Origin of the sequence: Diaminobutyricibacter sp. McL0608 (assembly GCF_039613825.1) — a bacterium.
Taxonomy (GTDB): Bacteria; Actinomycetota; Actinomycetes; order Actinomycetales; family Microbacteriaceae; genus Diaminobutyricibacter.
The window spans coordinates 1,607,354-1,632,581 of the sequence record NZ_CP154826.1 but is presented as its reverse complement, the minus strand read 5'-3'; the positions used below and the strand labels follow the sequence as shown (position 1 = coordinate 1,632,581).

Annotated in this window: 26 protein-coding genes and 2 tRNA genes; 11 read left to right on the top strand and 17 right to left on the bottom strand. The window is 66.5% G+C overall.

The features are described from left to right. Positions 1–86: 86 nt before the first annotated feature. Positions 87–545, top strand: coding sequence for a GNAT family N-acetyltransferase (locus AAYO93_RS07735; protein WP_345764405.1), 459 nt, complete (start codon positions 87–89; stop codon positions 543–545). Between the two features lie 3 nt (positions 546–548). Beyond that, a complete protein-coding gene (locus tag AAYO93_RS07730) occupies positions 549–815 on the top strand; it encodes a hypothetical protein (RefSeq protein ID WP_345764404.1) in 267 nt (88 codons plus the stop codon). A gap of 2 nt (positions 816–817) precedes the next feature. On the opposite strand, the gene AAYO93_RS07725 is transcribed toward AAYO93_RS07730, so the two are convergent. The 3 genes from AAYO93_RS07725 to AAYO93_RS07715 are packed head-to-tail and all read right to left on the bottom strand — an operon-like array spanning position 818 to position 2,921. Continuing rightward, the gene (locus tag AAYO93_RS07725) at positions 818–1,030 is read right to left on the bottom strand and encodes a hypothetical protein (RefSeq protein ID WP_345764403.1); all 213 of its coding nucleotides are present in this window, start codon (positions 1,028–1,030) and stop codon (positions 818–820) included. Continuing rightward, entirely contained in the window at positions 1,027–2,310 is a 1,284-nt protein-coding gene (locus AAYO93_RS07720; protein ID WP_345764402.1) for an MFS transporter, read from the bottom strand. The genes AAYO93_RS07725 and AAYO93_RS07720 overlap by 4 nt, the downstream gene beginning before the upstream one ends. Then, positions 2,307–2,921, bottom strand: a complete 615-nt coding sequence (locus AAYO93_RS07715) for an ArsR/SmtB family transcription factor (protein ID WP_345764401.1) — start codon at positions 2,919–2,921, stop codon at positions 2,307–2,309. The genes AAYO93_RS07720 and AAYO93_RS07715 overlap by 4 nt, the downstream gene beginning before the upstream one ends. A gap of 159 nt (positions 2,922–3,080) precedes the next feature. Between AAYO93_RS07715 and AAYO93_RS07710 the strand changes: the two genes are divergently transcribed. Next, on the top strand, positions 3,081–5,120 hold the full coding sequence (locus tag AAYO93_RS07710; protein ID WP_345764400.1) for a M3 family metallopeptidase: 2,040 nt from the start codon (positions 3,081–3,083) through the stop codon (positions 5,118–5,120). 43 nt (positions 5,121–5,163) lie between these two features. Continuing rightward, complete coding sequence (locus AAYO93_RS07705; protein WP_345764399.1) at positions 5,164–6,477, top strand: ion channel protein; 1,314 nt, start codon at positions 5,164–5,166, stop codon at positions 6,475–6,477. A gap of 10 nt (positions 6,478–6,487) precedes the next feature. On the opposite strand, the gene clpX is transcribed toward AAYO93_RS07705, so the two are convergent. The 6 genes from clpX to AAYO93_RS07675 form a co-directional block, all read right to left on the bottom strand. After that, positions 6,488–7,762, bottom strand: a complete 1,275-nt coding sequence (clpX, locus tag AAYO93_RS07700; protein WP_345764398.1) for an ATP-dependent Clp protease ATP-binding subunit ClpX — start codon at positions 7,760–7,762, stop codon at positions 6,488–6,490. A gap of 123 nt (positions 7,763–7,885) precedes the next feature. Further along, a complete protein-coding gene (locus AAYO93_RS07695) occupies positions 7,886–8,554 on the bottom strand; it encodes an ATP-dependent Clp protease proteolytic subunit (protein ID WP_345764397.1) in 669 nt (222 codons plus the stop codon). Positions 8,555–8,581: 27 nt separating this feature from the next. Continuing rightward, entirely contained in the window at positions 8,582–9,178 is a 597-nt protein-coding gene (locus AAYO93_RS07690) for an ATP-dependent Clp protease proteolytic subunit (protein WP_345764396.1), read from the bottom strand. Positions 9,179–9,439: 261 nt separating this feature from the next. Further along, positions 9,440–9,925 carry a tetratricopeptide repeat protein gene (locus tag AAYO93_RS07685; protein WP_345764395.1) on the bottom strand — a complete coding sequence of 162 codons (486 nt, stop codon included), beginning with the start codon at positions 9,923–9,925 and terminating at the stop codon, positions 9,440–9,442. A 78-nt stretch (positions 9,926–10,003) separates the two neighbouring features. After that, a complete protein-coding gene (gene tig, locus AAYO93_RS07680; RefSeq protein WP_345764394.1) occupies positions 10,004–11,404 on the bottom strand; it encodes a trigger factor in 1,401 nt (466 codons plus the stop codon). 52 nt (positions 11,405–11,456) lie between these two features. Continuing rightward, a tRNA-Pro gene (locus tag AAYO93_RS07675) sits at positions 11,457–11,534 on the bottom strand. A gap of 178 nt (positions 11,535–11,712) precedes the next feature. Between AAYO93_RS07675 and AAYO93_RS07670 the strand changes: the two genes are divergently transcribed. After that, positions 11,713–11,783: transfer RNA gene (locus tag AAYO93_RS07670), tRNA-Gly, on the top strand. Positions 11,784–11,798: 15 nt separating this feature from the next. Here the strand turns inward: AAYO93_RS07670 and AAYO93_RS07665 are convergent. After that, positions 11,799–12,107 (bottom strand): hypothetical protein, encoded by a 309-nt coding sequence (locus tag AAYO93_RS07665; RefSeq protein WP_345764393.1) that lies wholly within the window; start codon positions 12,105–12,107, stop codon positions 11,799–11,801. A gap of 107 nt (positions 12,108–12,214) precedes the next feature. On the opposite strand from AAYO93_RS07665, the gene AAYO93_RS07660 reads away from it, so the two are divergent. Continuing rightward, positions 12,215–13,039, top strand: a complete 825-nt coding sequence (locus AAYO93_RS07660) for a DUF5995 family protein (protein ID WP_345764392.1) — start codon at positions 12,215–12,217, stop codon at positions 13,037–13,039. Here the strand turns inward: AAYO93_RS07660 and AAYO93_RS07655 are convergent. The 3 genes from AAYO93_RS07655 to AAYO93_RS07645 form a co-directional block, all read right to left on the bottom strand. Further along, positions 12,942–13,295, bottom strand: coding sequence for a ribonuclease E inhibitor RraB (locus tag AAYO93_RS07655; protein WP_345764391.1), 354 nt, complete (start codon positions 13,293–13,295; stop codon positions 12,942–12,944). The two genes, AAYO93_RS07660 and AAYO93_RS07655, sit on opposite strands and share 98 nt — an antisense overlap. An 88-nt stretch (positions 13,296–13,383) precedes the next feature. Next, positions 13,384–14,040, bottom strand: coding sequence for a response regulator transcription factor (locus tag AAYO93_RS07650; RefSeq protein WP_345764390.1), 657 nt, complete (start codon positions 14,038–14,040; stop codon positions 13,384–13,386). A gap of 16 nt (positions 14,041–14,056) precedes the next feature. After that, on the bottom strand, positions 14,057–15,415 hold the full coding sequence (locus tag AAYO93_RS07645; protein ID WP_345764389.1) for a sensor histidine kinase: 1,359 nt from the start codon (positions 15,413–15,415) through the stop codon (positions 14,057–14,059). A 233-nt stretch (positions 15,416–15,648) separates the two neighbouring features. On the opposite strand from AAYO93_RS07645, the gene AAYO93_RS07640 reads away from it, so the two are divergent. Beyond that, positions 15,649–16,134 (top strand): Dps family protein, encoded by a 486-nt coding sequence (locus AAYO93_RS07640; RefSeq protein ID WP_345764388.1) that lies wholly within the window; start codon positions 15,649–15,651, stop codon positions 16,132–16,134. Positions 16,135–16,348: 214 nt separating this feature from the next. Here AAYO93_RS07640 and AAYO93_RS07635 read toward each other — a convergent pair whose 3' ends face one another. The 4 genes from AAYO93_RS07635 to AAYO93_RS07620 are packed head-to-tail and all read right to left on the bottom strand — an operon-like array spanning position 16,349 to position 19,925. Continuing rightward, positions 16,349–17,818 carry an amidohydrolase gene (locus tag AAYO93_RS07635; protein WP_345764387.1) on the bottom strand — a complete coding sequence of 490 codons (1,470 nt, stop codon included), beginning with the start codon at positions 17,816–17,818 and terminating at the stop codon, positions 16,349–16,351. After that, positions 17,815–18,447: an FMN-binding negative transcriptional regulator gene (locus tag AAYO93_RS07630; RefSeq protein ID WP_345764386.1), complete on the bottom strand. Its 633-nt coding sequence runs from the start codon at positions 18,445–18,447 to the stop codon at positions 17,815–17,817. Before AAYO93_RS07630 ends, AAYO93_RS07635 begins: the two co-directional genes overlap by 4 nt. 3 nt (positions 18,448–18,450) lie before the next feature. Then, positions 18,451–19,425 (bottom strand): Fpg/Nei family DNA glycosylase, encoded by a 975-nt coding sequence (locus AAYO93_RS07625; RefSeq protein WP_345764385.1) that lies wholly within the window; start codon positions 19,423–19,425, stop codon positions 18,451–18,453. Positions 19,426–19,436: 11 nt separating this feature from the next. Then, positions 19,437–19,925: a ribose-5-phosphate isomerase gene (locus AAYO93_RS07620; protein ID WP_345764384.1), complete on the bottom strand. Its 489-nt coding sequence runs from the start codon at positions 19,923–19,925 to the stop codon at positions 19,437–19,439. Positions 19,926–20,045: 120 nt separating this feature from the next. On the opposite strand from AAYO93_RS07620, the gene AAYO93_RS07615 reads away from it, so the two are divergent. The 4 genes from AAYO93_RS07615 (at position 20,046) to AAYO93_RS07600 (ending at position 25,227) form a co-directional block, all read left to right on the top strand. After that, positions 20,046–20,732, top strand: coding sequence for a hypothetical protein (locus tag AAYO93_RS07615; protein WP_345764383.1), 687 nt, complete (start codon positions 20,046–20,048; stop codon positions 20,730–20,732). 111 nt (positions 20,733–20,843) lie between these two features. Continuing rightward, positions 20,844–23,387: an aminopeptidase N gene (pepN, locus tag AAYO93_RS07610; RefSeq protein WP_345764382.1), complete on the top strand. Its 2,544-nt coding sequence runs from the start codon at positions 20,844–20,846 to the stop codon at positions 23,385–23,387. 107 nt (positions 23,388–23,494) lie between these two features. Beyond that, positions 23,495–24,406: an ABC transporter ATP-binding protein gene (locus tag AAYO93_RS07605; protein ID WP_345764381.1), complete on the top strand. Its 912-nt coding sequence runs from the start codon at positions 23,495–23,497 to the stop codon at positions 24,404–24,406. Then, complete coding sequence (locus AAYO93_RS07600) at positions 24,403–25,227, top strand: ABC transporter permease subunit (protein ID WP_345764380.1); 825 nt, start codon at positions 24,403–24,405, stop codon at positions 25,225–25,227. Before AAYO93_RS07605 ends, AAYO93_RS07600 begins: the two co-directional genes overlap by 4 nt. Position 25,228 lies beyond the last annotated feature (1 nt).

Sequence of the window (25,228 nt, the reverse complement as noted above, 5' to 3'; positions counted from 1 at the left end):
AAACATCGACCGTGGGTGTGCGCGCGCGATAGGGTCGTGAACAGTAACGACTCTCGGCCTGCGGGGTTTGGCGACAGGAGGCACCAATGTCGATAACGGTTCGACCGGCTGCGGACGGCGATTTCTTCGCCTGGCTCGGCCTGTACGAGAAGTATGCCGCGTTCTACGAGACCGCTCTCACCGATGAGAAGGCGCTTCTCGTGTGGAGTTGGCTGATCGACCCCGGTCACGAGGAGAGTGCGCTGGTCGCCATCGACGACGAAGCCGACGATGGGAACGAGCTGGTCGGACTCGCGCACTACCGAGAATTCGCCCGGCCCCTCGAGACGGATCGCGGGCTGTTCCTCGACGACCTGTATGTGGATGAGCCGGTCCGTGGACACGGAGCAGGCAAAGCGCTCATCGAAGCAGTGCGGGGCATCGCTCAGGAACGCAAGCTCGGGGTCGTCCAGTGGATCACCGCTCCCGACAATGAGACGGCCATCCACCTGTATGACGAGCTGGGCTCGCGCACGGCCTGGGTGACGTACGAGATCGAGCTGTAGACGATGCAGCTCGGCACGCGCTGGCCGGTCGGAGGAGATTCCCCGGAGTCGCTTCCCGAGGTGGTCGCCTACGCCGTCTCGACGGTCGAAGAAGAACTGCTCGCATTGGATGTCGACACCGACACCTGGCGCTGGACGCTGACCTGGCTCGAAGGCAAACCCGTCGTCGAGCTCGATGACGGCACGGTCATCCGCTACAACCCCTCCGAGGATTCGGCGACGATCACCCAGCCGGTCGAATCGGAGCCGGACGAGTTCGATCGGGACTAGTCCTACCGCGGCAGCATCGGGAGATCGCGCGCGGCCGCGTCGCGCCGGCTTTCGAACGCGGCTGTCTGGTCCGCGAAGCCGGGAATGCTGCGGAGCGCCGCCCTGCGGACCCCCCATGCTGCGATCGCCGTCCCGGCGCTGATCAGCAGTCGGTCGACGCGGGTCGGAGTGGTCGCACGAGTGTGCGCGGTCGTGGTGTACGGGATGACGGTCATGATGCGACCCCTTCCGTTTCGTTCGACTCCGTCGGCACCTGCGCGCCGGCCGAGAGCAGGAGTCGTGCTGCGACGAGCGCAAGCACGACGACGAGGCCGCCACCGATCACGAATGGCAGCCTGAGGTCGATCCGGGCGACGAAACCACCCAGGACCGTGGCGATCGGCGTGAGTCCCCAGCCGATCGTCCTGATGATGCCCATCGCACGCCCGAGCATGTCGGACGGCACGATGGACTGTCGAAGGGCGCCCCACGGGACGTTCCACACCGCTACGCCGAACGCGCCGAACGCGTAGGCACCGATCGCGATGAGGACGTTGGAGGTCAGGCCGACCCCGAGGAGACCGACACCGCCGACGAGCACAGCTGTGAACATCACGACGCCCCGCCCGAATCGTTCGACGAAACGGCTCGCCAGGAGTGCACCGACGAGGGCTCCGGCGCCGACAGCGGCCGTCACGACACCGATCGCCGCCGCTGGAACGGAGAAGGTCTGCAGCAGCAGGAGCACAACGCTGCCCTGCGCGAAGGCGAGAGCCGAGGCCGTCAGCGACGTGAGCACGATCATGTTGCGGAGGAACCGCTGGTGGAGCAGGAAGGAGACCACGGCGCGGAAAGCGGGTCTGGGCCGCTCGGCCTCTCCCCCGTCTTCGACCGCGCCCGCCGAGTATCCCCGGGCGGCGGCCGCTGGGATGGCCAGCGCGAGCAGTCCCGCGATGAGGAACCCGCTGCCGGTGAGCCAGATCGGCAGGCCGATCGCCACGGCGAAGAGGAAGCCGGCGATCGGCGTCGCGATGAAGTTCTGCACGACGATCTCCGCCGACTGCATCCGCCCGTTCGCGCGATCGAGCTGATCGCGGGTGACCAGGCTCGGCACCACGGTGGTTGTGGCGTTGTCGAAGACGGTCTCGCCCATCCCGAACAGGAGTACGCACGCGTAGAGCCACCAGATCGTCAGCTGGTCGGTCGCGATCAGAACGGACAGGAGCCCGGCGACGGCGAAACGAAGCGTGTTGGCGACCGCCATAGCGATGCGTCGGTCGACACGGTCCAGGAGCATGCCTGCAGGGATGCCGAAGATCAGCCACGGAAGGAAGGTGACGGCGGTGAGTCCCGCGATGAGCGCCGGGTCACGCGTGAGAGTGGTGGCGATCAGCGGAACGGCCGTGCGGCCGATACCGTCAGCCAGGTTGCTGGCGATCGCGGCGCTCCAGAGACGGTTGAATCCCGAGCTGAAGGGAGCCCGTTTCGGCTTCGCGATCAGGGCCGGGGCGGTCATTCCTCGTCACCTGCTTCGTCGATCAGGGGGAAGGCATTGAACTGGATCTGGGTGCGGCGCGCCCCCGGCGTCTCCTGCCCGCGGTACTTGTCTGTGAGGGTCTTGAGCAGTTCCTGATATTCCTCGCCGAAGGCCTTGAGTTGTTCGCGGGTGAGCTTGAGGTGGGCTGTGGAGAGTGAGGCGGACTCCATCCAGTCCATTCCGAGGCGGTCGATGCCGTAGCGCATGAAGGCGGCCAGCCGTCGCTCGTTGTTGTGGTGCCATTCGCGTGAGACGAGCTCTGTCGCTTCACGGCCGGCGGGCGTGCCGAGGATCTCAGGCGTGCCGATGGTGACTCCGCCGGGCGACATCTCCCACCAGCGTTCCCGTCCTGAGCCTTTGCCCTCGACCTCGCGGATGATGTTGTGCTTCTCGAGCTGGCGCAGGTGGTAGCTGGTCGATCCGCTCGACTCCCCCAGCCGGGACGCGAGGCCGCTCGCCGTGAGGGGCCCGAAATCGGACAGCTCGTTCATGATCTGGACGCGAAGCGGATGCGCCAGTGCGCGCAGGGCCTCCATGCCGAGCGGCGTGAAGCGATCGCTGGCCTTCGGGGTCTCGTCGGCGGTGCTCATAGCCTCAGACTAGCGATGCAAAGGTACCTTTGCAAGTACTTCTTTGCAATTATTTGTTTGCAATGTCCTATTTGCAACGAGACGTTTGCACGCCGGCTGACGCGCATCCGGCCCCCTGCCCTAACCACATCGCGGGCACCGCGGTCCTAGGCTGGGGCAATGGCAGATTCGACCAATCCCTTCTACGTCCCCAGCGCACTTCCCTACCAGTTGCCGCCGTTCGCCGAGATCCGTGACGAGCACTACCGGCCGGCATTCGAACGGGGATTCGCTGAGCACCTGGCCGAGATCAGCGCGATCACTGCCCAAGCGGCGCCGCCGACCTTCGACAACACGATGGTGCCTCTCGAAAAGGGCGGCCAGATCCTCCAGCGCGTCGCCGAAGTCTTCTACAACAAGAGTTCGTCCGACAGCACCGATTTCACGAACGCGCTCGAAGAAGAGATCGCGCCGCTGTTCGCAGCCCACGACGACGCGGTCAAGCTCGACCCTGCCCTCTACGCGCGGATCAAGACGATCCACGACCAGCTCGACACGCTGGGCCTCGACGACGAGTCGCAGTATCTCGTCCGCCGCTACTTCACCGAATTCACACTCGCGGGCGCAGGTCTCAGCGATGCCGACAAGGACCTGCTGAAGGACTACAACCAGCGGCTGTCGACACTCACCACGCGGTTCGAGAAGAACCTCCTCGCCGACACCAACGATCTCGCAGTCGTCGTCGACGATGTCGCAGAACTCGATGGCCTGGCGGAAGGCGAGATCTCGGCAGCGGCCGAAGCAGCTCGCGAGCGCGGCCTCGATGGAAAGTTCGTGATCACCCTCGTGCTCCCCACCGGGCATCCTTTCCTCGCCGGGTTGACGAACCGCGGCCTGCGTGAGCGCATCATGACAGCGTCGCGCTCCCGCGGCATCCGTGGCGGCGACAACGACAACCGCGAATTGGTCCTCGAGATCACGAGGCTGCGCGCCGAACGCGCCCGTCTGCTCGGGTTCGCCTCCCACGCCGCCTACGTCACCGCCGACCAGACGGCGAAGACACCCGACGCCGTCGCCGACATGCTGGGGCGACTGGCCCCGGCGGCCGCCGTGGACGCCCGCGCCGAACAGGCGGACCTCCAGGAGCAGATCGGCGACGCATTCGCGCTCGCCAGCTGGGACTGGGCGCACTACACCGAGAAGGTGCGGCAGGCGAAGTACGACGTCGACGTCGCTGCGATGCGCCCGTACTTCGAAGCGGAGCGCGTCCTCCGCGACGGCGTCTTCTATGCCGCGACGCGCCTCTACGGCATCACGTTCGCCGAGCGGCCCGAGCTGGTCGCGTACCACCCGGATGCACGCGTGTTCGAGGTCACGAACGAAGACGGCTCCCCGCTCGGCCTCTACATCCTCGACCTCTACACGCGCGACTCGAAGCGCGGCGGGGCCTGGATGAATCCACTCATCTCGCAGTCCGAACTCCTCGGCTATCCGACGGTCGTCGTCAACAACCTGAACGTGCCGAAACCGGCGCCCGGCGAGCCGACCCTGCTCACCTACGACGAGACGAACACGCTGTTCCACGAGTTCGGCCACGCCCTTCACGGGCTGTTCGCCCGCGTCACCTATCCGAAATTCGCCGGAACGAACGTGTTCCGTGATTTCGTGGAGTTCCCGAGCCAGGTGAACGAGATGTGGATGCTCTGGCCCGAAATCCTCGAAAACTATGCGGTTCACTACGAGACCGGCGAGCGCATGCCTCACGAGCTCGTCGACCGGCTGAATGCGTCATCGTCGTTCAACGAAGGCTTCAAGACGAGCGAATACCTCGCCGCCGCACTGCTCGACCAGGCGTGGCACACGATCTCGGCAGACGACACCGTTTCCGACGTCGCCGGCTTCGAAGCGGATGCGCTCGCCCAGGTCGGACTCGACAACCCCGCTGTTCCGACGCGGTACGCGAGCACGTATTTCGCGCACACCTTCGCGGGCGGCTACGACGCGGGATATTACTCGTACATCTGGAGTGAAGTGCTCGACGCCGATACCGTGGAGTGGTTCAAGGAGAACGGCGGCCTGAAGCGCGACAACGGCGACCGCTTCCGAACCCGGTTGCTCGGCGTCGGCGGGTCGAAGGACCCGCTCGAGGCGTACCGGGATTTCCGTGGCCGGGATGCGGTGATCGAGCCGCTCCTGAAACGGCGGGGGCTCGACGGCTGACCTGCCGCCGGGACACAGGGGCAACACCGATGAATGGGGCACCATGACGGATCAGCCGGCACCGACAGACGTCCCAACCATCCGCACGCTCGTCAGGCTCGCGGTTCCCGCAGTCATCGTCGGAGTGGTGTCCGCACTCGTGCTGTTCGCCCTGGACTGGATCGCCGACATCGTCGACAAGGGAATCTGGACCGCGCTCCCGAAGGCGATCGGCGTCGACCCGGCCTCGGGATGGTGGATCTTCGGCGTACTGAGTATCACCGGTCTGGCCGTCGGACTGGTGGTCTGGCTCGTGCCCGGACACGGCGGTCCGGACTCGGCGACGACCGAGCTGATCGAGCCTCCGCTGAAACTGGCCGTTCTGCCGTCCCTGGCCCTGGTCACGGTGCTCGCACTCGCCGGTGGCGTCAGCCTGGGCCCGGAGAACCCGATCATCGCGATCAACACCGCACTGCTGGTCGCCCTCGTCGCCCGGCTGTGGCCGGCCGTCCCGTCACAGCTGATCGTGCTCATCACGGCGGCCGGTACGATCGGCGCCCTCTTCGGCACGCCCGTCGCAGCGGCGCTCGTCTTCACCGGTGTGGTCGCCGCCCTGAAGACCGGCGGAGCCCTGTGGGATCGCCTGTTCCTGCCACTCGTTGCCGCGGCGGCCGGCTCGCTGACAATGACGCTGCTGCAGCATCCGAAATTCACCGTGCCGATGCCCGCATACACCACGACGCACCCGATCGATATTCTGTCGGGCCTCATCATCGGTGTGATCGCTACCCTGATCGGTCTCGTGGCGGTGTACGTGTTCCCTCTGGTCCACCGTCTTTTCCACTCCATCGGCAACCCGGTCATCTACATCACACTCGGCGGCATGGTGCTCGGTGTCCTCGGTGCGATCGGCGGCCCCATCACCCTCTTCAAGGGCTTGTCGCAGATGAGCGAGCTGATTCAGAACCGGGCCACCTATTCGTCCGGGCAGCTGGCGCTCATCCTTGTGGTGAAGCTCGTCGCACTCGTGATCGCGGCATCGGCCGGCTTCCGGGGCGGACGCATCTTCCCGAGCGTCTTCATCGGCGCTGCTGTCGGCGTGCTGGCGAACGCTCTCGTTCCGTCTGTCCCGATGGCGGTGGCGGTAGGCTGCGCCATCCTCGGTGTGACGCTCGTGATCGCGCGTGATGGCTGGATCGCGATCTTCTTGGGCGTCGCCGTCACCGGCTCGATCGCAGTGCTCCCGCTGCTGTGCCTGGTCATCCTGCCGACCTGGCTGATGGTGTCACGCACCCCGGAGATGCGCATCACGCTGCCTGCACCCGCGAAGGACCCGCAGACACCGAGCACACCGGCCTCCCCGTCGCCCGGCGCGTAGCGGCAGCTGGCTAGGCGGACTTCTCTTCGCGGCGCGGGCGGTGAGGGACGATCGTGGGCGCGGCGTTCTCGAGGACCGCCTCTCGCGTCACGACGACGCGCGCGACTTCACTGCTCGAGGGGACCTCGAACATGATCGGCCCGAGCACCTCTTCCATGATCGCGCGGAGTCCGCGGGCACCCGTCTTGCGCAGCACGGCGAGGTCGGCGATGGCCTCCAGCGCTGACGGCTCGAAGTCGAGTTCGACGCCGTCGAGTTCGAACATGCGCTGGTACTGGCGGACGAGTGCGTTCTTCGGCACGGTCAGGATCTGCATCAACGCATCCTGGTCGAGCGGAGTGACAGTGGTGACGACGGGAAGCCGGCCGATGAATTCGGGGATGAGGCCGAACTTGTGCAGGTCTTCGGGGAGCACCTCGCTGAAGAGGTTCAAGTCGTCGCCCTTGCTGTGAAGCGGGGCGCCGAAGCCGATGCCCTTCTTGCCTGCACGCTGGGAGATGATGTCTTCGAGACCGGCGAACGCGCCGGCGACGATGAACAGGACGTTCGTCGTATCGATCTGGATGAACTCCTGGTGCGGATGCTTGCGGCCGCCCTGGGGTGGCACCGAGGCCACCGTGCCCTCGAGGATCTTGAGGAGTGCCTGCTGAACTCCCTCGCCGGAGACGTCGCGGGTGATCGACGGGTTCTCGGCCTTGCGAGCGATCTTGTCGACCTCGTCGATGTAGATGATGCCGGTCTCTGCGCGCTTGACGTCGTAGTCGGCGGCCTGGATCAGCTTCAAAAGGATGTTCTCGACGTCTTCACCGACGTAGCCAGCCTCGGTGAGCGCGGTCGCGTCGGCGACGGCGAACGGAACGTTGAGGCGCTTCGCGAGGGTCTGTGCGAGGTAGGTCTTGCCACAGCCCGTGGGGCCGATCAGGAGGATGTTGCTCTTGGCGATCTCGATGTCGTCGATCGTGTCGGCCGAGGTGATCGTCGACTTCGCGCGAACGCGCTTGTAGTGGTTGTAGACGGCGACGGCCAGCGCGCGCTTGGCGGCCTCCTGGCCGATCACATACTCCTCGAGGAAGCCGAAGATCTCTTTCGGCTTGGGAAGGTCGAACTCGCTGGTGGCTTCTTCGCCGGCCTCAGCGAGACGTTCTTCGATGATCTCGTTGCAGAGTTCCACGCACTCGTCGCAGATGTAGACGCCCGGCCCTGCGATGAGCTGCTGGACCTGCTTCTGGCTCTTGCCACAGAAGGAACACTTGAGCAGATCGGCGCTTTCCCCTATGCGAGCCATCCCTCACCCTCCTCCATTGGGAACTTTCTTCGAGCCTAGCCTGTGCCGGGGACATCGTCGCGCAATCCCCGGAAGCGAAACGGCGCGCCGCCCGAAGGTGACGCGCCGTTTCTACATGTGTCGTTATTTGACCAGTGCCGGAAGGTTCTTGCGGCTGGTGAGCACCTGGTCGATGAGACCGTATTCCAGCGCTTCCTCGGCCGACAGGATCTTGTCGCGGTCGATGTCCTTGTTCACCTGCTCCTGCGAACGGTTGGAGTGGCGCGCGAGCGTCTCCTCCAGCCAGGTACGCATACGCATGATCTCGTTGGCCTGGATCTCGATGTCGGACGCCTGGCCCTGCCCGGCCTCGCCGACGGCGGGCTGGTGGATGAGGATGCGGGCGTTCGGCAGCGCGAGTCGCTTGCCCGGCGAGCCGGCCGCGGTCAGCACGGCCGCAGCGGAAGCCGCCTGGCCGAGCACGACCGTCTGGATCTGCGGACGGATGTACTGCATCGTGTCGTAGATCGCCGTCATCGCGGTGAACGAGCCACCGGGTGAGTTGATGTACATGACGATGTCGCGGTCGGGGTCCTGGCTCTCGAGCACGAGGAGCTGCGCCATGATGTCGTCGGCCGACGCGTCGTCGACCTGCACGCCGAGGAAGATGATGCGGTCCTCGAAGAGCTTCGCGTACGGGTCCTGGCGCTTGTACCCGTAGGCTGTGCGCTCCTCGAAGCTCGGCAGGATGTACCGCGAGCCCGGGGCCTGGATCCCGTTGAACGCCTGTCCGCCGAAAGTGGGGATGTTCATGTTCTTTCCTGTTCCTTCCGGTGGTCTCTACTTGGATTCCGAGCCGGCCGTGCCGCCGCCGCCGACGACCTCGGTCGCGGTCTCACGGATGTGGTCGACGAAGCCGTATTCGAGAGCCTCCTGGGCGGTGAACCAGCGGTCGCGGTCGCCGTCTGCGTTGATCTGCTCGACCGACTTGCCGGTCTGGGCGGCCGTGATCTCAGCGAGTCGCTTCTTCATGTCGAGGATGAGCGCCGCCTGCGTCTGGATGTCGCTCGCGGTTCCACCGAACCCACCGTGCGGCTGGTGCAGCAGCACACGCGCGTTCGGCGTGATGTACCGCTTGCCCTTCGTGCCGGCCGTCAGCAGCAGCTGCCCCATCGACGCCGCCATGCCGATTCCGACGGTGACGATGTCGTTCGGGACGAACTGCATCGTGTCGTAGATCGCCATACCCGCGGTGATCGAACCACCGGGCGAGTTGATGTAGAGGTAGATGTCCCGCTTGGAGTCCTCTGCGGCGAGCAGGAGCAGCTTCGCCGCGATCTCGTTGGCGTTCTCGTCACGCACCTCCGACCCGAGCCAGATGATGCGGTCCTTCAAGAGTCGGTCAAAAACACTCGGTTGCATGCCCGATTCGGCCATGTCTCGCTCCATTTCCTTGTCGCTTCGGAATCGAATCTATAGGAGCCAACACACAGAATCCGTCCTGTTCGCCGTGGGCAGATAGGCGCGCCGCCTGCTTGCTTGCCGTGGCGGCATTCGTCTGAGCCCATGAGCATCCGTCACTTGGCACTTGTTGTTGCCAGGACGCAAACAACGGCGACAACAACTGTCATGTCGAGGCTGGGTGCGTCCCAGCCACGCGAGGGGGCGATTCCGGTCGGGAGAGTCAGCGACGGCGGATCAGCGCGTGGTGAGACTGGCGGCGTAGGCGACGATGGCTCGGCTGTAGAGCGGGAGGTGGGGCGCGAGCGCGGTGAGGGCGACGGATGCGCCGGCCGCCGCATCCCCTTGGCTCACGAGTGCCAGCGCGAGGAAGGCGCGCACGGCGTCCGCGAGCTCGTGGTTCGGATGCTCGGCCAGCTCGCTGCGAAGCATGGCGATGCTCTCGTCGGCGCGGCCAAGGTTGCGGAGCGTGCTGGCCAGCTGGATGACCGCCTGCGCACGATGCGGCTCGGTGAGCCCGAGAGCAAGGGCACGCCGGTAGAGGGGTTCCGCATCCGCTTCCGCGCCTGCGAAGTCGCGGGCACCGGCCCGTTCGAAGATCGCGCGAGGGTCATCTTCCGGTCGTTCAGCCGCCAGGGCATCCATCCGTTCGATGACCGCAGCCTCTCCGAGCGTGTCCGCCTGCTCCCAGACCGCGTCGACGCGTGCATCCCACTCGGTCATCCTCAGTCCCTCTCTTCAGCGACAATGCAGAACGGGCCGGACATCCTTCGACGTCCGGCCCGTTCTGTGCGGTTGCTGCTACTTCTTCTTCGACTTCTTGGCCGGCTTCTCAGCGGCCTCGGCCTCGGCGGCCTCTTCGGCCTCGGCTGCGTCAGCGGTCTCGACGACCTCTTCGAAGATGTTCTCGCCGTCTTCGTCGCCGTTGTCGACAGCGGTGAACTCGGCCAGGTCGACCTTGTTGCCGTTGGAGTCGGTGACCTCGGCGCGGCCGAGGACGATCGCGAGCGCCTTGTTGCGGGCGACCTCTCCGACCATCGACGGGATCTGGCCGTTCTCGCTGAGCACCTGGACAAACTCGTTCGGCTCCATGCCGTACTGGGCAGCACCCTGGATGAGGTACTGCGTCAGCTCGTCCTGGCTGACCTTGACGTTCTCGGCCTGAGCGATCTCGTCGAGGAGGATCTGCGTGCGGAACGTGCGCTCGCTCGACTCGGTGACCTCGGCGCGGTGCACGTCGTCCTCGAGACGGTTCTCGCTTTCGAGGTGACGGTGGACCTCGTCTTCGACGAGCTTCGCGGGGACCGGCACCTCGACGAGCTCGAGTAGCTTCTCGACGAGCTGGTTGCGTGCGTCCGCACCCTGACCGAAGGTCTTCGACCGCTCGACCTGCGTGCGCAGGCTGCTGCGGAGTTCGCCGATCGTGTCGAATTCGCTGGCGATCTGGGCGAAGTCGTCGTCTGCTTCGGGGAGCTCGCGCTCCTTGACTGCGGTCAGCGTCACAGTGATCTGCGCGTTCTCGCCCTCGTGGTCGCCGCCCATGAGCGGCGCCTCGAACGTGGTGGTCTCCCCCGCGCTCAGCGAGTCGAGCGCCTCGTCGATGCCCTCGATGAGCTCGCCGGAGCCGATCTCGTACGAGATGCTGTTGGCCGTGTCGACCTCTTCGTCGCCGATGACGGCGACCAGGTCGATCTGGGCGAAGTCGCCGGACTTCGCCGGACGGTCGACCGTCACGAGCGTGCCGAAGCGGCTACGCAGACGGTCGAGTTCCTCTTCGACGTCGTCGACGCTGACCTCGGCCGCGTCGACCGTGATCTTGACGTTGTTGTAGTCGGGAAGGGTGAGTTCGGGACGCACGTCGACCTCGATGGTCAGCAGCAGGTCGCCGGAGAAGTCCTTCTCGTTGGGCCACTCGGTGATGTCGGCCTCGGGGCGTCCGAGGGTGCGAAGCTCGTTCTCTTCGACAGCCTGGCGGTAGAAGCCGTCGAGGCCTTCGTTAACGGCGTGCTCGAGTACGGCGGCCTTGCCGACCCGCTGGTCGATGATGGCCGGCGGAACCTTGCCCTTGCGGAAGCCGGGGATGTTGACCTGCTCGGCGATGTGCCCGTAGGCGTGGGTGATGCTGGGCTTCAGCTCCTCCGGCGTCACCGAGATGGTGAGCTTCGCGCGTGTGGGGCTGAGCTTTTCGACCGTGGTCTTCACGTGTTGGGTTCTCCTGATAGTTGAACGATGGTCTCTGCGGAGGTTATGAGGTTGGTCGGGGCGACAGGATTCGAACCTGCGACCTCCCGCTCCCAAAGCGGGCGCTCTAGCCAAGCTGAGCTACGCCCCGGGTTCGTCGACCTCAACCCGCCCGGTCCGTTTCCGCGACGCGAACGAACCCGTCGGGGGCGAAAGACCACGCGCAAGTCTACTGCACCGGCATGGAGCCCGCTGACCCGGCCGGCGCGGTGGTCAGAGCGCCCAGCCAACCTGTATTACGATGTTCGGGTGCCCGGCTGAGCCGGCGCGGGGATGTAGCTCAATGGTAGAGCCTCAGTCTTCCAAACTGATTACGCGGGTTCGATTCCCGTCATCCCCTCCGAAAGAGGCGCTGCTACGACGTTGCGATCGACTGCGCGATCCACCACGACAGCAGGCTGAGCAGGATGCCCGCCAGCGGGTACACGAACGCCAGCCGTCTGCGAACCAGCGCGACGATCCCGCCGATGACTCCCAGCACGGTGAGCACCGGGGGCACGAAGACGCCCAGGAAGAAGCCGATCGCGTGCGTGCCGGTCGTGTCCCAGAGGAACACCCCGAAGAAGAGGCCGATGGCCAGACCGATCGAGCCGATGATCAGCAGGACGGTGGCGACGACGTCGCCGAGGTGCGCGCTTTCGGGTTTCACCGGTTCCGTGGACACAGGGAAACCGTAGCGTCCGCGCGGCTGCCGAGTCCAGCATCCGCCCTTCTGCCTGGCGCGGATTCGTGACAGCATGCACTCATGTTCGACAAGCCCACGGACCTGGCATGACGACGCCGGCATCGTCGGCCGCCATCGACGCGGTGCTCAGCCGAATGGATGCGGTACGCGCGCCGCTCGCAGCATCCGACGGCATCGCCGTCTTCACGGACATCTACCGCCAGGTGACCGCCCTCGTCGCGCAGCGCGTGATGGACGGCACCTTCCAGGACCCGGCCTTCACCGAGGCGCTCGACGTCGTCTTCGCCGACATCTTCCTCGATGTCCCGCAGGCGATCGCCGTGGGCAAGCCGGTCGCCCGATCGTGGGAGCCGCTCGTCGACTCCCGCGCGGTGGCACTCTTTCCCCTCCAGTTCGCGCTCGCCGGGATGAACGCCCACATCAACCACGACCTGGCCATCGCCGTCGTGGACTCCTGCAAACAGCGCGACCGCGACCCCGAATCGGGTTCGATCCATGCAGACTTCGACCGGATCAACGGGGTGCTCGCAGAGTTGGTCGCCCCAATCCGGGCGGAATTCCTCGACAAGACGGTCGTGCAATACGGTGCTCCCGTGGCGCCGCTCGCGAACATCCTGACCAACTTCTCCATGGACCGGGCACGCGACGCCGCGTGGGCGTCCGCCCTGACGCTCTGGGCCGTGCGCGATATCCCGATCGTCGCGCAGGTCACCGAGCAGACTCTGGCGAACACGGTCAACCTGGTGAAGTCGCCAGCTGCTGACGCACTTCCCACTGCCACCCTTGTAGAGCCGCAGCAGGAAGCGAACCGTTTCAGAGACTGGCCTCCCAGCCGTCGTACTCGCCGCCGCGGATGGATGCTGCCAGGCCCGCGAAGAACGCGCGCGCATCCCGGATCGCCTCCGGCGTGACCACGGTGTTGCGGCGCTCGGCGATGACGATCCACTCCTCGCCTGCTGCGGCCGCTCCGACCCGCTGGAGAACCCACCCATGGTCGACCGCGGCGGCACAGGCGGCACGCGCCCCGCTCTCGTCGGCGAAATAGAGGTAGTGCACCCAGTTGCGCGGCGAACGGATATCGCTCTTGCGCGCGATCAGCGCATACAGCTCGTCGTCCTCAGGATCACCTGTCGACGCCGTCGGCGCACGCCAAGAGAAGAGACCCATGGTTGGAGCGTATAGAGCGCAGCATCGGGCCAGTAGCTCCAAAAAGGGAGGACTACAGACCGTCTCACCCCACGATGGGTGAGAGGACTCAGCGCTGCAGGAAAGCCAGCACTGCGAGCACCCGTCGATGGTCGTTGCCGGAGTCTTCGAGCCCGAGCTTCTGGAAGATCGCGGTCACGTTCTTCTCCACGGCGCCGACGCCGATGACCAGCCGGGATGCGATCCCCGCGTTGGTCCGCCCTTCCGCCATGAGCTGCAGTACTTCGCCCTCGCGCGGCGTCAGCGATTCGAGCGGGTTGGTGCGCCGGACGAGAAGTTCGCGCACGACCTGCGGATCGAGGACGGTACCTCCATCGGCGACGCGGGTGATCGCATCCCGCAGTTCGTCGAGCGACGCGATGCGGTCCTTCAGGAGGTACCCCATCCCTCCTTCACCGGCGGACAGCAGCTCCTGCGCATACGTTCCCTCGACGTACTGGCTGAGCAGCAGCACGCCGATGTGTGGATGCTCGGACCGCAGCCGGATCGCCGCGCGTACTCCCTCGTCCCGGAACGTGGGCGGCATGCGCACGTCGAGCACCGCGACATCCGGTGCTTCCCCGAGCCCGGCAAGCAGCGCATCCGCGTCACCGTAGGCTCCCACCGTCTCGAAGCCTGCCTCGTCGAAGAGTCGCACGAGCCCTTCGCGCAGCAGCACCGAATCGTCGGCCACCACGACACGCAGAGCGGGGGGATGCGCGGGCATCCCCCCAGCATATGGCTCAGTCGGTTGCGGCCTCAGGGATCGGGATGTGCACTCCGATCCGCGTGGGACCTCCCACCGGGCTGTCGATCATCAGGTCCCCACGGAGCCCGCGGGTGCGCTCGTCGAGCCCGCTCAGCCCGTGGCCGGCTGTCACTGCCGCTCCCCCGTGACCGTTGTCGGTCACCCAGAGCTCGAGTCGCCGGGATGTTCCCGGCTCGGCCGACACCTCCACGTGCAGCCGCGCGGCGGTCGCACCCGAATGGCGGGACACGTTCGTCAGCAGTTCGGCGGCGATGAAGTAGGCGCTGCGTTCGATTTCGGACGGCAGCCGAAGGTCGGGCGCGAGACCATTGTCGAAGACGACCGGGACAGTGCTGCGGGCGACGAGGGACTCGAGGGCTGCGACGAGCCCGCGATCCTGGAGGATGGGCGGGGCGAAGCCGCGGGACAACGCACGGAGCTCTTCGAGGGTGTCCTGCGCCTGCTGGCCGGCCTCCGCGATGATCGTGCGGGCGGCTTCAGGGTCGCTGTCGAGTTTGCGTTCGGCGCTGGCGAGGTCCATCTGGAGTCGGATGAGGCGCTGCTGGGGTCCGTCGTGCAGGTCGCGTTCCAGCCTGCGAAGCGACTGGTCTTCGGCGACGACCGCCGCCCCACGCGACGCGGAGAGATCGGCGACCTCCCGCTGGAGCGCCTCCGACCGCCACGCCCCGAGCACGCCTCGTGCCACGGCCTGGTGCATCAGCGTCATCGCGTGCGTGATGAAAGGCAAGGTCACGAGGCAGATGGCTCCGAGCACGAACTCCATGACGTTGTCGCCAACGGTCGGGTTGAACGGCGCCGCCGAGCCCTGGAACCACCATTCGTAGATGACTTTGGAGAGGTAGATCTCGCTGTCGGGGTGCGGCACGAACCGGTCCCAGAACCAGTAGGTGACGCCGCCGAGGCCGACCGAGACCCACACGATCGTGAACACCCAGCTGATCATGCTGATGATCGGGTTGATGATCATCGCGTGCAGCAGGTACAGCCAGTAGTGGCCGTTCGCGTATGGGCCGAAGACCGCGCGCCAGAACGTGATCGGCTTGCCGCCCGGGTTCCAGTCGGGGCGCGTGATCTCTGGCCGCCCGGACCAGCGGAGCCGGACGAGTTCGAGCGTGCCGAACCCCCGGGCGATGTAGAGGGAACCGGCGACGAGGAAGACGCCGATGTAGATGATGAGGGTGCCGACGCCGGCCCACAGGATTCCGTTCAGAAGACTGAACGCGACATACGCGATGGGCATCGTGAGCACGAGGAACCCGAGCTCCCGGGGAACTCCGCGCCAGAGCGCGCCGTAACCGCGTCGGGCCGGTTCCTGTGGTCGGGTGCTGCTCACAGCATCCAGAGTGTCAGATGGCTGGGTTCTGGGAAGGGATTCGGTACTCATGCGTCAAGACTCGCGAATCGGCCGACTCCTGCGAACCGGGCATGCCTCCGAATCTGCGCGGGGGTTAACCCCCACCTGACGCGCCATCCGCATAAGCGGGCGGACTAAGCACAGCCTCAGCTTGGTTGCGGAATGTTCCTCGGCGCGTAGCGTTGTGAAGGATCGAAGCGAAAGGACACCACATGACTGAGACTGTCACCGTTCCCCAGAGTGTTTCCAACCCGGACGTCGCTGCCGGGGTCGCGCAGTTCCTGAGCCCTGTCGTCGTCGACCTGACCGCGATCGTGGTGAACGGCAAGCAGGCCCACTGGCATGTGCGTGGAGCGAATTTCGTCGGAGTGCACGAACTCCTCGACAGCATCGTCGAGCACGCGGAAGAGTGGGCCGACACCGCCGCCGAGCGGATCGTGGCTCTCGGGCTCCCCGTCGACGCCCGCCTCGCGACTGTGGCGGCCAAGACCTCGACCACAGAGTTGACCGCAGGCTTCCGCCAGTCGAACGACACCATCGTCGAGATGATCGCTCAGCTGGATGCCGCGCTTGTCGTCGTGAACACAGCCGTCAAGGAGCTCGACGAGCTCGACCAGACCAGCCAGGATGTCGCGATCGAGATCGCGCGCGGACTGGACAAGGACCGCTGGTTCCTCTTCGCACACATCAGCGAGTAGCCGGAACGACGTCGCGAAAGGGTCGCCTCCGGGCGGCCCTTTCGTCGTTTCCGGCGGTCGTTCGACCGTGACAGCGGCCGTTCGGTACGTCTGCCCCCTGCTCGCCGGGCCGCGCACGCGTCAAACATGCGCAGACACGGTAGAGGGAGCATCGGCGCGCGGCGCGCGGCGTGGGGCGGATGCGCAGACGCCGGCAGACACCCGCAGGCAGCGCTCAGCCTAGGGCGCGGTGGGTGAAGCGGCCGCCGAGCAGGGTCGCCGCCACGGGCATCCGCCGCAGTTCGGCCAGCGTGCACGCGAGCGGGTCGCGTTCGATGATCGCCAGGTCGGCGAGCTCGCCGACGGCGACAGCGGTGCGAACGGATGCGCCGAGCGCCACCTCTCGCGACACCGCGTTCTCCGGATGCCACGGCTCACGATCTCCCCTGGTTCGTGCGACAGCCGACGCGATCGACACCCACGGGTCGAGCGGGGCGACGGGCGCATCCGACCCGAGCGCCAACCGCACTCCCGCACCGTGGAGCTCGGCGAGGCGGAAGGCCCGGCGCGTCCGCCCTGTCCACAGCTCGTCGGCGACGTCCCTGTCATCCATCGCGTGCTCGGGCTGGACGCTCGCCGTGACACCGAGCCGGGCGAAGCGGGCGATGTCATCGTCGGCCAGAAGTTGGGCGTGTTCGATGCGTCCAGTGCAGCCGAGTGTCTCGAAAGCGTCGAGCGCCAGGCTGTTGGCGCGGTCGCCGATGGCGTGCACGGCGGGTTCGATGGCCGCCTCGTTCGCAAGCGCCATCAGCGCGATCAGCTCGTCGGTGGGAACCGTGAGGACGCCGTAGGGATGCGCGTCACCAGCCGAGCCGGCGTAGGCGTCGAAGCAGTACGCGGTGCGCGTGTTGAGCGAACCGTCGGTGATGATCTTGAACGGACCGACCGCCAGAAGGCCTGAACTGCCCTCGATCACCGAGCCCGTGCGGAATCCGAGGTCGATCGCCCGGCCCAGGTCGGGCGCGTAGATGCCGAACTCCACCCGAAGGGTGTCGTTGCCCGAATGAATCCTGCGCATCCAGACGTCACGGTTCCACGCCATCTCGAGGTCGACGATCCCCACGATTCCGCGCTCGGCGGCACGCCGGGCCGCTTCGTGCGCCCAGGCATCTGTCGCCGTCTCGGATCCGTCGAGCGATTCGAGCGCCGCGATCACCGCGAACGCGTCGTCTTCGCGCAACACCGCCTCGCGCGATCCGCCCGCGAAACGCCTGGCTGCCGCCGAATTCAGCCAGCACGCGTGAAGGTCGCCCGCAATGAGCACGACGGGCCGAGCTCCGGCCACCTCGTCGAGAAGCTGCCTGGTCGGCTCGTCGGGCCAGCGCACCGGGTGGTACCCGAAGCCGACGAGCACCTCGTCGCCCGCCCGGTCCGCTGCCGCAACGCCCACCAGCCGTGCCGCGTCGGCGGCGGATCGGGCATCAGACACATCGATGCGGCGCGAAGTCCGTGCCCACTGCGTGAAATGCACGTGGTTGTCCCAGAGTCCCGGGATGACCCAGCGCCCGTCGAGATGAAGCTGTTCGGCAGCGCCCGACACGGCATGACCGGTCGGCGTCACCGACACGATCCTGCCTTCGTCGATGACCAGGTCGACGAGCCCGTCATGTTCGGGAAGTCGCGCGCCGCGGAGCGCGAGACTCATCGGCGCATACGGTCGCGCACGCGGCGCATCTCCGCCGCGAGCCCCTCGCTCGAGTACGGGCCGTCCCCTTCGAGCTCGGTGATGATGCGGTCGACCGTCTCGGGAGGCCGGTTCTGGCTCATCTTCGACTTCGCCACGATGCGAGTCGGGGTCAGGCGCAGACCGACCGTGCCGCTCGAGATGCGGGCGGCGTACTCGGAGTTCTCCGGGGTGCCGTGCATGCGGCGTGGTTCGGGCATCCGGTCTTCGAAGTGGTCGACGAGAGAGGCCAGCACATCGAGGTTCTCCTCGTCGCTCAGGATCTCGGGGACGCCGCCGAGGTGCACCGTGATGAAGTTCCAGGTGGGCACAGCAGGCTTCGGGTCGTACCACCCCGGCGAAATGTAGCCGTGCGGGCCCTGGATGATGAAGAGGACCTCGTGCTGCCCGAGCTCGTGCAGCTGCTCGTCGGGCCGCCCGACATGGGTCACGAGCGACAACTCCTCGCGGGAGTCGTCGATGAGCACGGGATAGTGGGAGGCGACGAGACCGTCTGAGGTGTTGCTGACGATGGTCGCCCACGGATTCTCGCGGATCACCCGCGCGATCTCTTCAGGGTCGGCGAGGACGAAGCTGGGGTTCTGGCGCATGGGTCAATTCTGGTCGACCGGGCACCAATAAAGCTTCCGGCCACCCAGTTCTTCCATCAGAATGTGCGTTCCGCACACGCGGCATGGCAGACCTTCGCGCTTGTAGACCCAGTGGCGGTCGTCGCGCGACGCCATCGCCTTGCGGTACGCATCGTCATCGAGGTCGTCCATCGTCATCATCTGGCCGGTCTCGAAACCGATTCGCAGAAGGTGGACCCAGTCGCGCCAGAGCGCCCGCGCCGTCTCCTCCGTCACGAGCCTGCCGGGCGTGTGCGGGTTCTGGCGCGCCCGGAACAGCAGCTCCGCCCGGTACACATTGCCGATCCCGCTCACGACGGACTGGTCCATCAGCAGAAGGGCGATCGGCGTCGGCTTCTTTCGGACCGTCGCGACGAATCGGTTCTCGGCGTCGACGCTCTCGTCGTTGAGCGGATCCGGCCCGAGTTTGGCGATCACCGCATCGACCTGTGCGGGGTCGAGCACATCGCACGCGGTCGGGCCGCGCAGGTCGGCGACCGCCGTCTCGGTGAGCAGTCTGACTCTGACCTGGCCGATCGGCTCCGGCGGGAACTCGGTGATCTCATCTCCGAGCTTCTCCGACTCGGACATGCGGAGCCGGGTGCGCCGCGGCGCCCCGATGCTGTGAAGCGAGTTCTCTCCCGCGCCGTCGAGTACGGTTCCCCTCTGGTTCGTCTGACCCATTCGACCGTTCGCGGATGCGATGGTCGGGTCGACCGAGATCTCGCCTGCGAAGTCCCAGGCTCCGTAGATTCCGAGGTGGATGCGCAGCCAGAGCCCGTTGTCGAACTCGAGGAACATCTGCTTGCCGACGGCTCGGGCGTCGATCATCGTGCGGCCGTCGATCCGGGAAGCCTCTTCGGCGAAACGACCCTGCGGCGACGACACGGCTATGCGACGCCCAACGAAGTTCTGCGCGAACTGCCGGGCGATGCGGTGGACGGAGTGACCCTCAGGCATCGGCTGCTCCCTTATGCGTCGACGTGCTTGCCCGCGATGGTGCCGGTGGCCTCGTATTCGGCCAGCTGGCCGATGCGGCGCACATGGCGCTCCTCGAACGAGAACGGTTCGGCGATGAAGGCGTCGATGAAGCCCGTCGCCTCCTCGATCGTGTGCTGACGAGCGCCGATCGAGATCACGTTCGCGTCGTTGTGCTGCCGGGCGAGCTCTGCCGTGCTGAGGTTCCAGACGAGAGCGGCACGCACGCCGTGCACCTTGTTGGCTGCGATCTGCTCGCCGTTGCCGGAGCCGCCGAAGACGACACCCAGCGCCTGCGTGCCCGCCTGCTGGTCGGCGACGACGCCCTTGGCCGCATTGATGCAGAACGCCGGGTAGTCGTCGAGCGGGTCGTATTCGGTCGGCCCGTGGTCGATCACTTCGTGCCCGGCCTCGGTGAGGTGCTTCTTGAGGTGCGTGCTGAAGTCGAGACCGGCGTGATCGGTGGCGATATGGATGCGCATTCGACCAGTTTATGAGGGGCCACCGTCATCATCGGGCTGGTTCACAGCAGGAGACCATTGATCTTCGCGGCCACAAGGAGCAGAGTCGGATACAACGGTCTAATTGCGCGGAGGCGCCAGATGCCCACTTCATCGGTTCCAGAAGTCCTCGTTCCCATCCTCTCCGCCGGAAAGCACCGAAACCCCCGCCGGGGCGCGTGCTTCATGGAGTTCGCCTCGTACCTCGCGGGCGAACGCTGGAGCGACCATCCGTCCTGCACCCATCCGGGGCTGGCGAATCTCGCGCGGGCGGTGAACGACACGATCTCCAACAAGGCCCGCAGCACGCTGGCGCCGCTCATCCCGTCGGTGATAGGACTCACGACCAACGATCCGCGACTCGAGATCATCATCGCGCTGCACGTGGCGTCGGCCGCACTTCCCATCGCCTCCGAGGCCAGACAGGACTCGCTCGCGGTCGGTGCGATCGTCTGCGATGCAGTTCTGACACGGATGGGCGGAGCACCGAGCGGAACCGAGGCTCCGATCGCCGACGCTCTCCATTCGGCGCCGGGCGCCGAATCCTGGGCTCGCGAATTCCTCGGCCGCTACCAGACGAAGCTGCCGGAGTCGACGACACCGCGTCAGACGCAGGCGCTGGTGCTCAGTGCTGTCGACGGCATCGCACACGCCTTCGTGGAGGACCGGGATGAGCGACTCCGGTCGCTGCTCGTGTCCACGATCGAGGTGAGCAAGCGTTTCATCGCGCTCGAGCAGCCCGCCGACTCGACGGTGCGGGAGCCGATCGGTTCGCCCTTCGTCGCCTGAGTCCGATCGGATCGTCGGCGCATCGCGGCCGACGGCGGTGGTCTGCGCGTCACATAGGGTGGTGTGTTGGATCCCATCCCACGCCACAAGCGCATACCGAAGGAGTCAGCGTTGCCCGGAGAGAACCTCACCCGTGTCGAAGCACAGGAGCGCGCAGCGCTCATCCGCACCTATGACTACCAGGTCGATCTCGACCTGACGACGGGACCGGAGACGTTCCGTAGTACTACGACGGTCCGCTTCGGTGCCGCCGACGGAGCCTCCACCTTCATCGACGCCATCACGAGGACCGTGCATTCGGTGACCCTCAACGGCGTCGAACTCGATCCGGCGACGGTCAGCGACGGGGTGCGTATCCAGCTCGACGGCCTCCAGGTCGAGAACGAACTCACTGTGGTGGCCGACGCCATCTACACGAACACCGGTGAGGGCCTGCACCGCTTCGTCGACCCGGTCGACGGCGAGGTCTACCTCTACAGCCAGTTCGAGGTTCCGGACTCGCGCCGCATGTTCGCGGTGTTCGAGCAGCCCGACCTGAAGGCCACGTTCCAGTTCACGGTCACCGCTCCCGCGCACTGGCAGGTCGTCAGCAACTCGCCGACGCCGGAGCCGGTGGCCGCGCACGAAGGCGCCCGGACCTGGACGTTCGCGCCATCTCCCGTGATCTCCTCCTACATCACCGCGCTCGTCGCCGGCCCGTACGAGTCGGTCCGCAGCGAGCTCACGAGCCGCGATGGCCGCACCATCCCCCTCGGCGTCTTCGCACGCAAGAGCCTCGCCGAGTATCTCGACGCCGACTACATCTTCGAGAAGACGCGGGAAGGCTTCGCGTTCTACGAGGAGAAGTTCGACTACGCGTACCCGTTCGAGAAGTATGACCAGCTGTTCGTGCCCGAGTTCAACGCGGGGGCCATGGAGAACGCCGGAGCGGTGACGTTCACCGAGACCTACGTGTTCCGGTCGAAGGTGACCGACGCAATCAAGGAGCGTCGCGTCGTCACGATCCTGCACGAGCTCGCCCACATGTGGTTCGGCGACCTCGTGACCATGAAGTGGTGGAACGACCTGTGGCTCAACGAGTCGTTCGCCGAGTACGCGTCGACGCTCGCCACGGCCGAGGCCACCGAGTGGCACGAAGCCTGGACCACGTTCGCCGCGATGGAGAAGAGCTGGGCCTACCGCCAGGACCAGCTGCCGTCGACCCACCCGATCGTCGCGACCATCAACGACCTCGAAGATGTCCAGGTCAACTTCGACGGCATCACCTACGCGAAGGGCGCCTCGGTGCTCAAGCAGCTCGTCGCCTGGGTCGGCCAGGACGACTTCCTCGCCGGCGTGAGCGCGTACTTCAAGGAGAACGCCCACGGCAACACCGAACTCCGCGACCTTCTCGTGCAGCTCGAGGAGAAGAGCGGCCGCGACCTCGCCGACTGGTCGAAGAAGTGGCTCGAGACCGCGGGCGTCAACACGCTCCGTCCGGAGCTCACGGTGGATCCGGATGGCGTGATCACCGCGTTCTCGGTGCTCCAGTCCGCGGCGGCCGACTACCCGACCATCCGCCCGCACCGCCTCGCCATCGGGTTCTACAACCTGGTGGACGGTGCCCTCGTGCGTGAGCACCGCGTCGAGCTGGACGTCGACGGCGAGCGTACCGACGTCGCCGAGCTCGTCGGACTCACGCGGCCCGACCTGGTCCTCATCAACGACGACGACCTCGCCTACGCGAAGATCCGTCTCGACGACGAGTCGCTCGCGGTCGCGATCGAGCACCTCGCGAAGATCGAGAGCCCGCTGGCGCGCTCGCTTGTCTGGGGTGCCGTGTGGGATGCTACTCGTGACGCGGAGACGAAGGCGAGCGACTACGTGCGCCTGGTGCTCGGCAACATCGCTTCCGAGTCCGAGTCGACGACCATTCGCACCACGCTCAACCAGCTCGTGCTGGCCGCGGGCGCGTATGTCGCGCCCGACCGCCAGAAGGCGACCTCCGAGGAGGCCGCCTCGGCTCTGTGGACGCTCGCCGAGCAGGCGGACGCCGGCAGCGACGCCCAGTTCCAGTTCGTCAAGTTCTTCGCAGCGCTCGCCTCGACGGAGGAGCAGCTGGCGACGGTCGCCGCCCTGCGCGACGGATCGACGAAGCTCGACGGCCTCGAGGTCGACACCGACCTCGCCTGGGAGCTGCTGGTCGCGCTCGCCGCGGGCGGCAAGGCGGGCACGGCGGAGATCGATGCGGCTCTCGCGGCGGACAACACCGCGAACGGCGCACAGTTCGCCGCCCAGGCGGCCGCGTCGATCCCGAGCCTCGAGGGCAAGCAGGCGGCCTGGGACTCGGTCTTCGGCTCGGATGCACTTCCCAACACGATCGTGCGATTCACGGGCCTCGGCTTCCAGCGCGCGGCAGACAAGAACGTGGTCGCCGCGTTCATCCGCCCGTACTTCGAGTCTCTGCAGGAGATCTGGACCTCGCGCAGCTACAAGATCGCCGAGTACCTCGTCGCGGGCATGTACCCGGCGCCGCTGGCGAACACCGAGCTCCGCGACGCGACCCGGGCCTGGCTCGACGCCAACCCGGAACCTGCGGCACTGCGCCGTCTGGTCGTCGAGAACCTGGCCGGCGTCGAGCGCGCTCTCGCCGCTCAGGCGAAGGACGCCTCCTAGGCAGCACCTGCGACGGATTCGGTGGTACTGCGGTACCACCGCATCCGTCGTCAAGACCGGCCTTGCGGCGGATTCGGCGAACGCGAGCCTTTCCTAGGCTCGAAGGCATGATCCAACTCGAACGACTGACCAAGACGTACGGCGCGAAGACCGCCGTCAACGACATCAGCGCAACAGTGCAGCCAGGTAAAGTGACCGGCTTCCTCGGCCCGAACGGTGCCGGCAAGTCGACCACGATGCGCATGATCGTCGGGCTCGACCGCCCGACCCACGGCAATGCGCTGGTCAACGGCAAGCGCTATGTGGACCATCGGGCGCCACTCCACGAAGTGGGCGCCCTCCTCGACGCCAAGGCCGTCCACACCGGTCGCACGGCATACAACCACCTGCTGGCCATGGCCGCCACGCACGGCATCGCCCGCAAGCGGGTGCACGAGGTGATCGCGATGACCGGCCTCGAAGCGGTCGCGAGCAAGCGTGTCGGCGGCTTCTCGCTCGGCATGGGCCAGCGTCTCGGTATCGCCGCGGCGATGCTCGGCGACCCGGCGACGCTCATCCTCGACGAGCCGGTCAACGGTCTCGACCCCGAAGGCGTTCTCTGGGTGCGTCAGCTGGCCCGCCAGCTCGCCGCCGAGGGCCGCACGGTCTTCCTCTCCTCGCACCTGATGACCGAGATGGCCCAGACCGCCGACCACATCATCGTGCTCGGTCGCGGACGGATCCTCGCGGATGCCCCGGTTCAGGACATCCTGACCGGCGCCACACGCAACGCGGTCCGGGTCCGTACCCCGCAACCCGATCTGCTGGCCAACCTCGTCGCAGGCCCGGATGTGACCGTCACCGGTGTCGAGTCGCAGCTCCTCGAAGTCGGCGGACTCACCTCCGCCCAGGTCGGCGAGGCGGCGGCCCAGGCCGGCATCGTGCTCCATGAGCTCACCCCCATCAACGCTTCGCTCGAAGAGGCCTACCTCGCCCTCACCCAGGACGACGTCGAATACCGGACGGAGATCTCCCGATGACCACCGCAACCCTCACCTACGACCGCACCGCCGGCACAGGTCGGCTGACCTTCCCGCGCGTCCTGCGATCCGAGTGGATCAAACTGCGCAGCCTGCGCTCGACGCTCTGGTCGTTCGCGATCGTCATCGCGGTCTCCGTCGGACTCGCCGTCCTGCTGGGTCTCGGAATCCCTGCCGCAGACGGGGTCGTCCCTGCCGCCGCCCAGGCGTCGGTGGTGCGGGAGGCATCGCTGTTCGGGGTCTTCTTCGGGCAGTTGGTGATCGCCGTGCTCGGTGTCCTCGTCATCAGTGGCGAGTACTCGACGGGCATGATCCGTTCGACGCTGACGGCGGTTCCGCGCCGGCTGCCGGCGCTGTGGGCGAAAGCCGCAGTCCTGCTCGTCTCGTCGTTCGTCGTCGGTGTGGTCGCATCCACTGCCGCGTTCCTCGCAGCATCGCCCATCCTCGCTTCCAAGGGCTTCCACGCCTCGCTGTTCGAGAACGACATGATCCTGCACATCCTGGGTGGCGCGCTCTACCTTGCGATCGTGTCTGTCTTCGCGCTCGGTCTCGGCGCGATCCTGCGGGCGAGCGCAGGTGGAATCGCGGCCGCGCTCGGCGCGATCCTGCTGCTCCCGATCGTCTTCACGATCGCCCCGCTGCAGTGGATGCACGACACCGCCCCCTACCTGATGATGAACGCCGGTCTCTCGTCGTTCGGACTCAGCGGCTTCGGTGGCGCGAGCACCCTCGAGACCTGGCAGCAGATCCTCGTCGTCGTGGGCTGGGCCGTCGTCTCACTCGTCGCGGGTGCGATCCTCCTCAAGCGCCGGGACGCGTAAA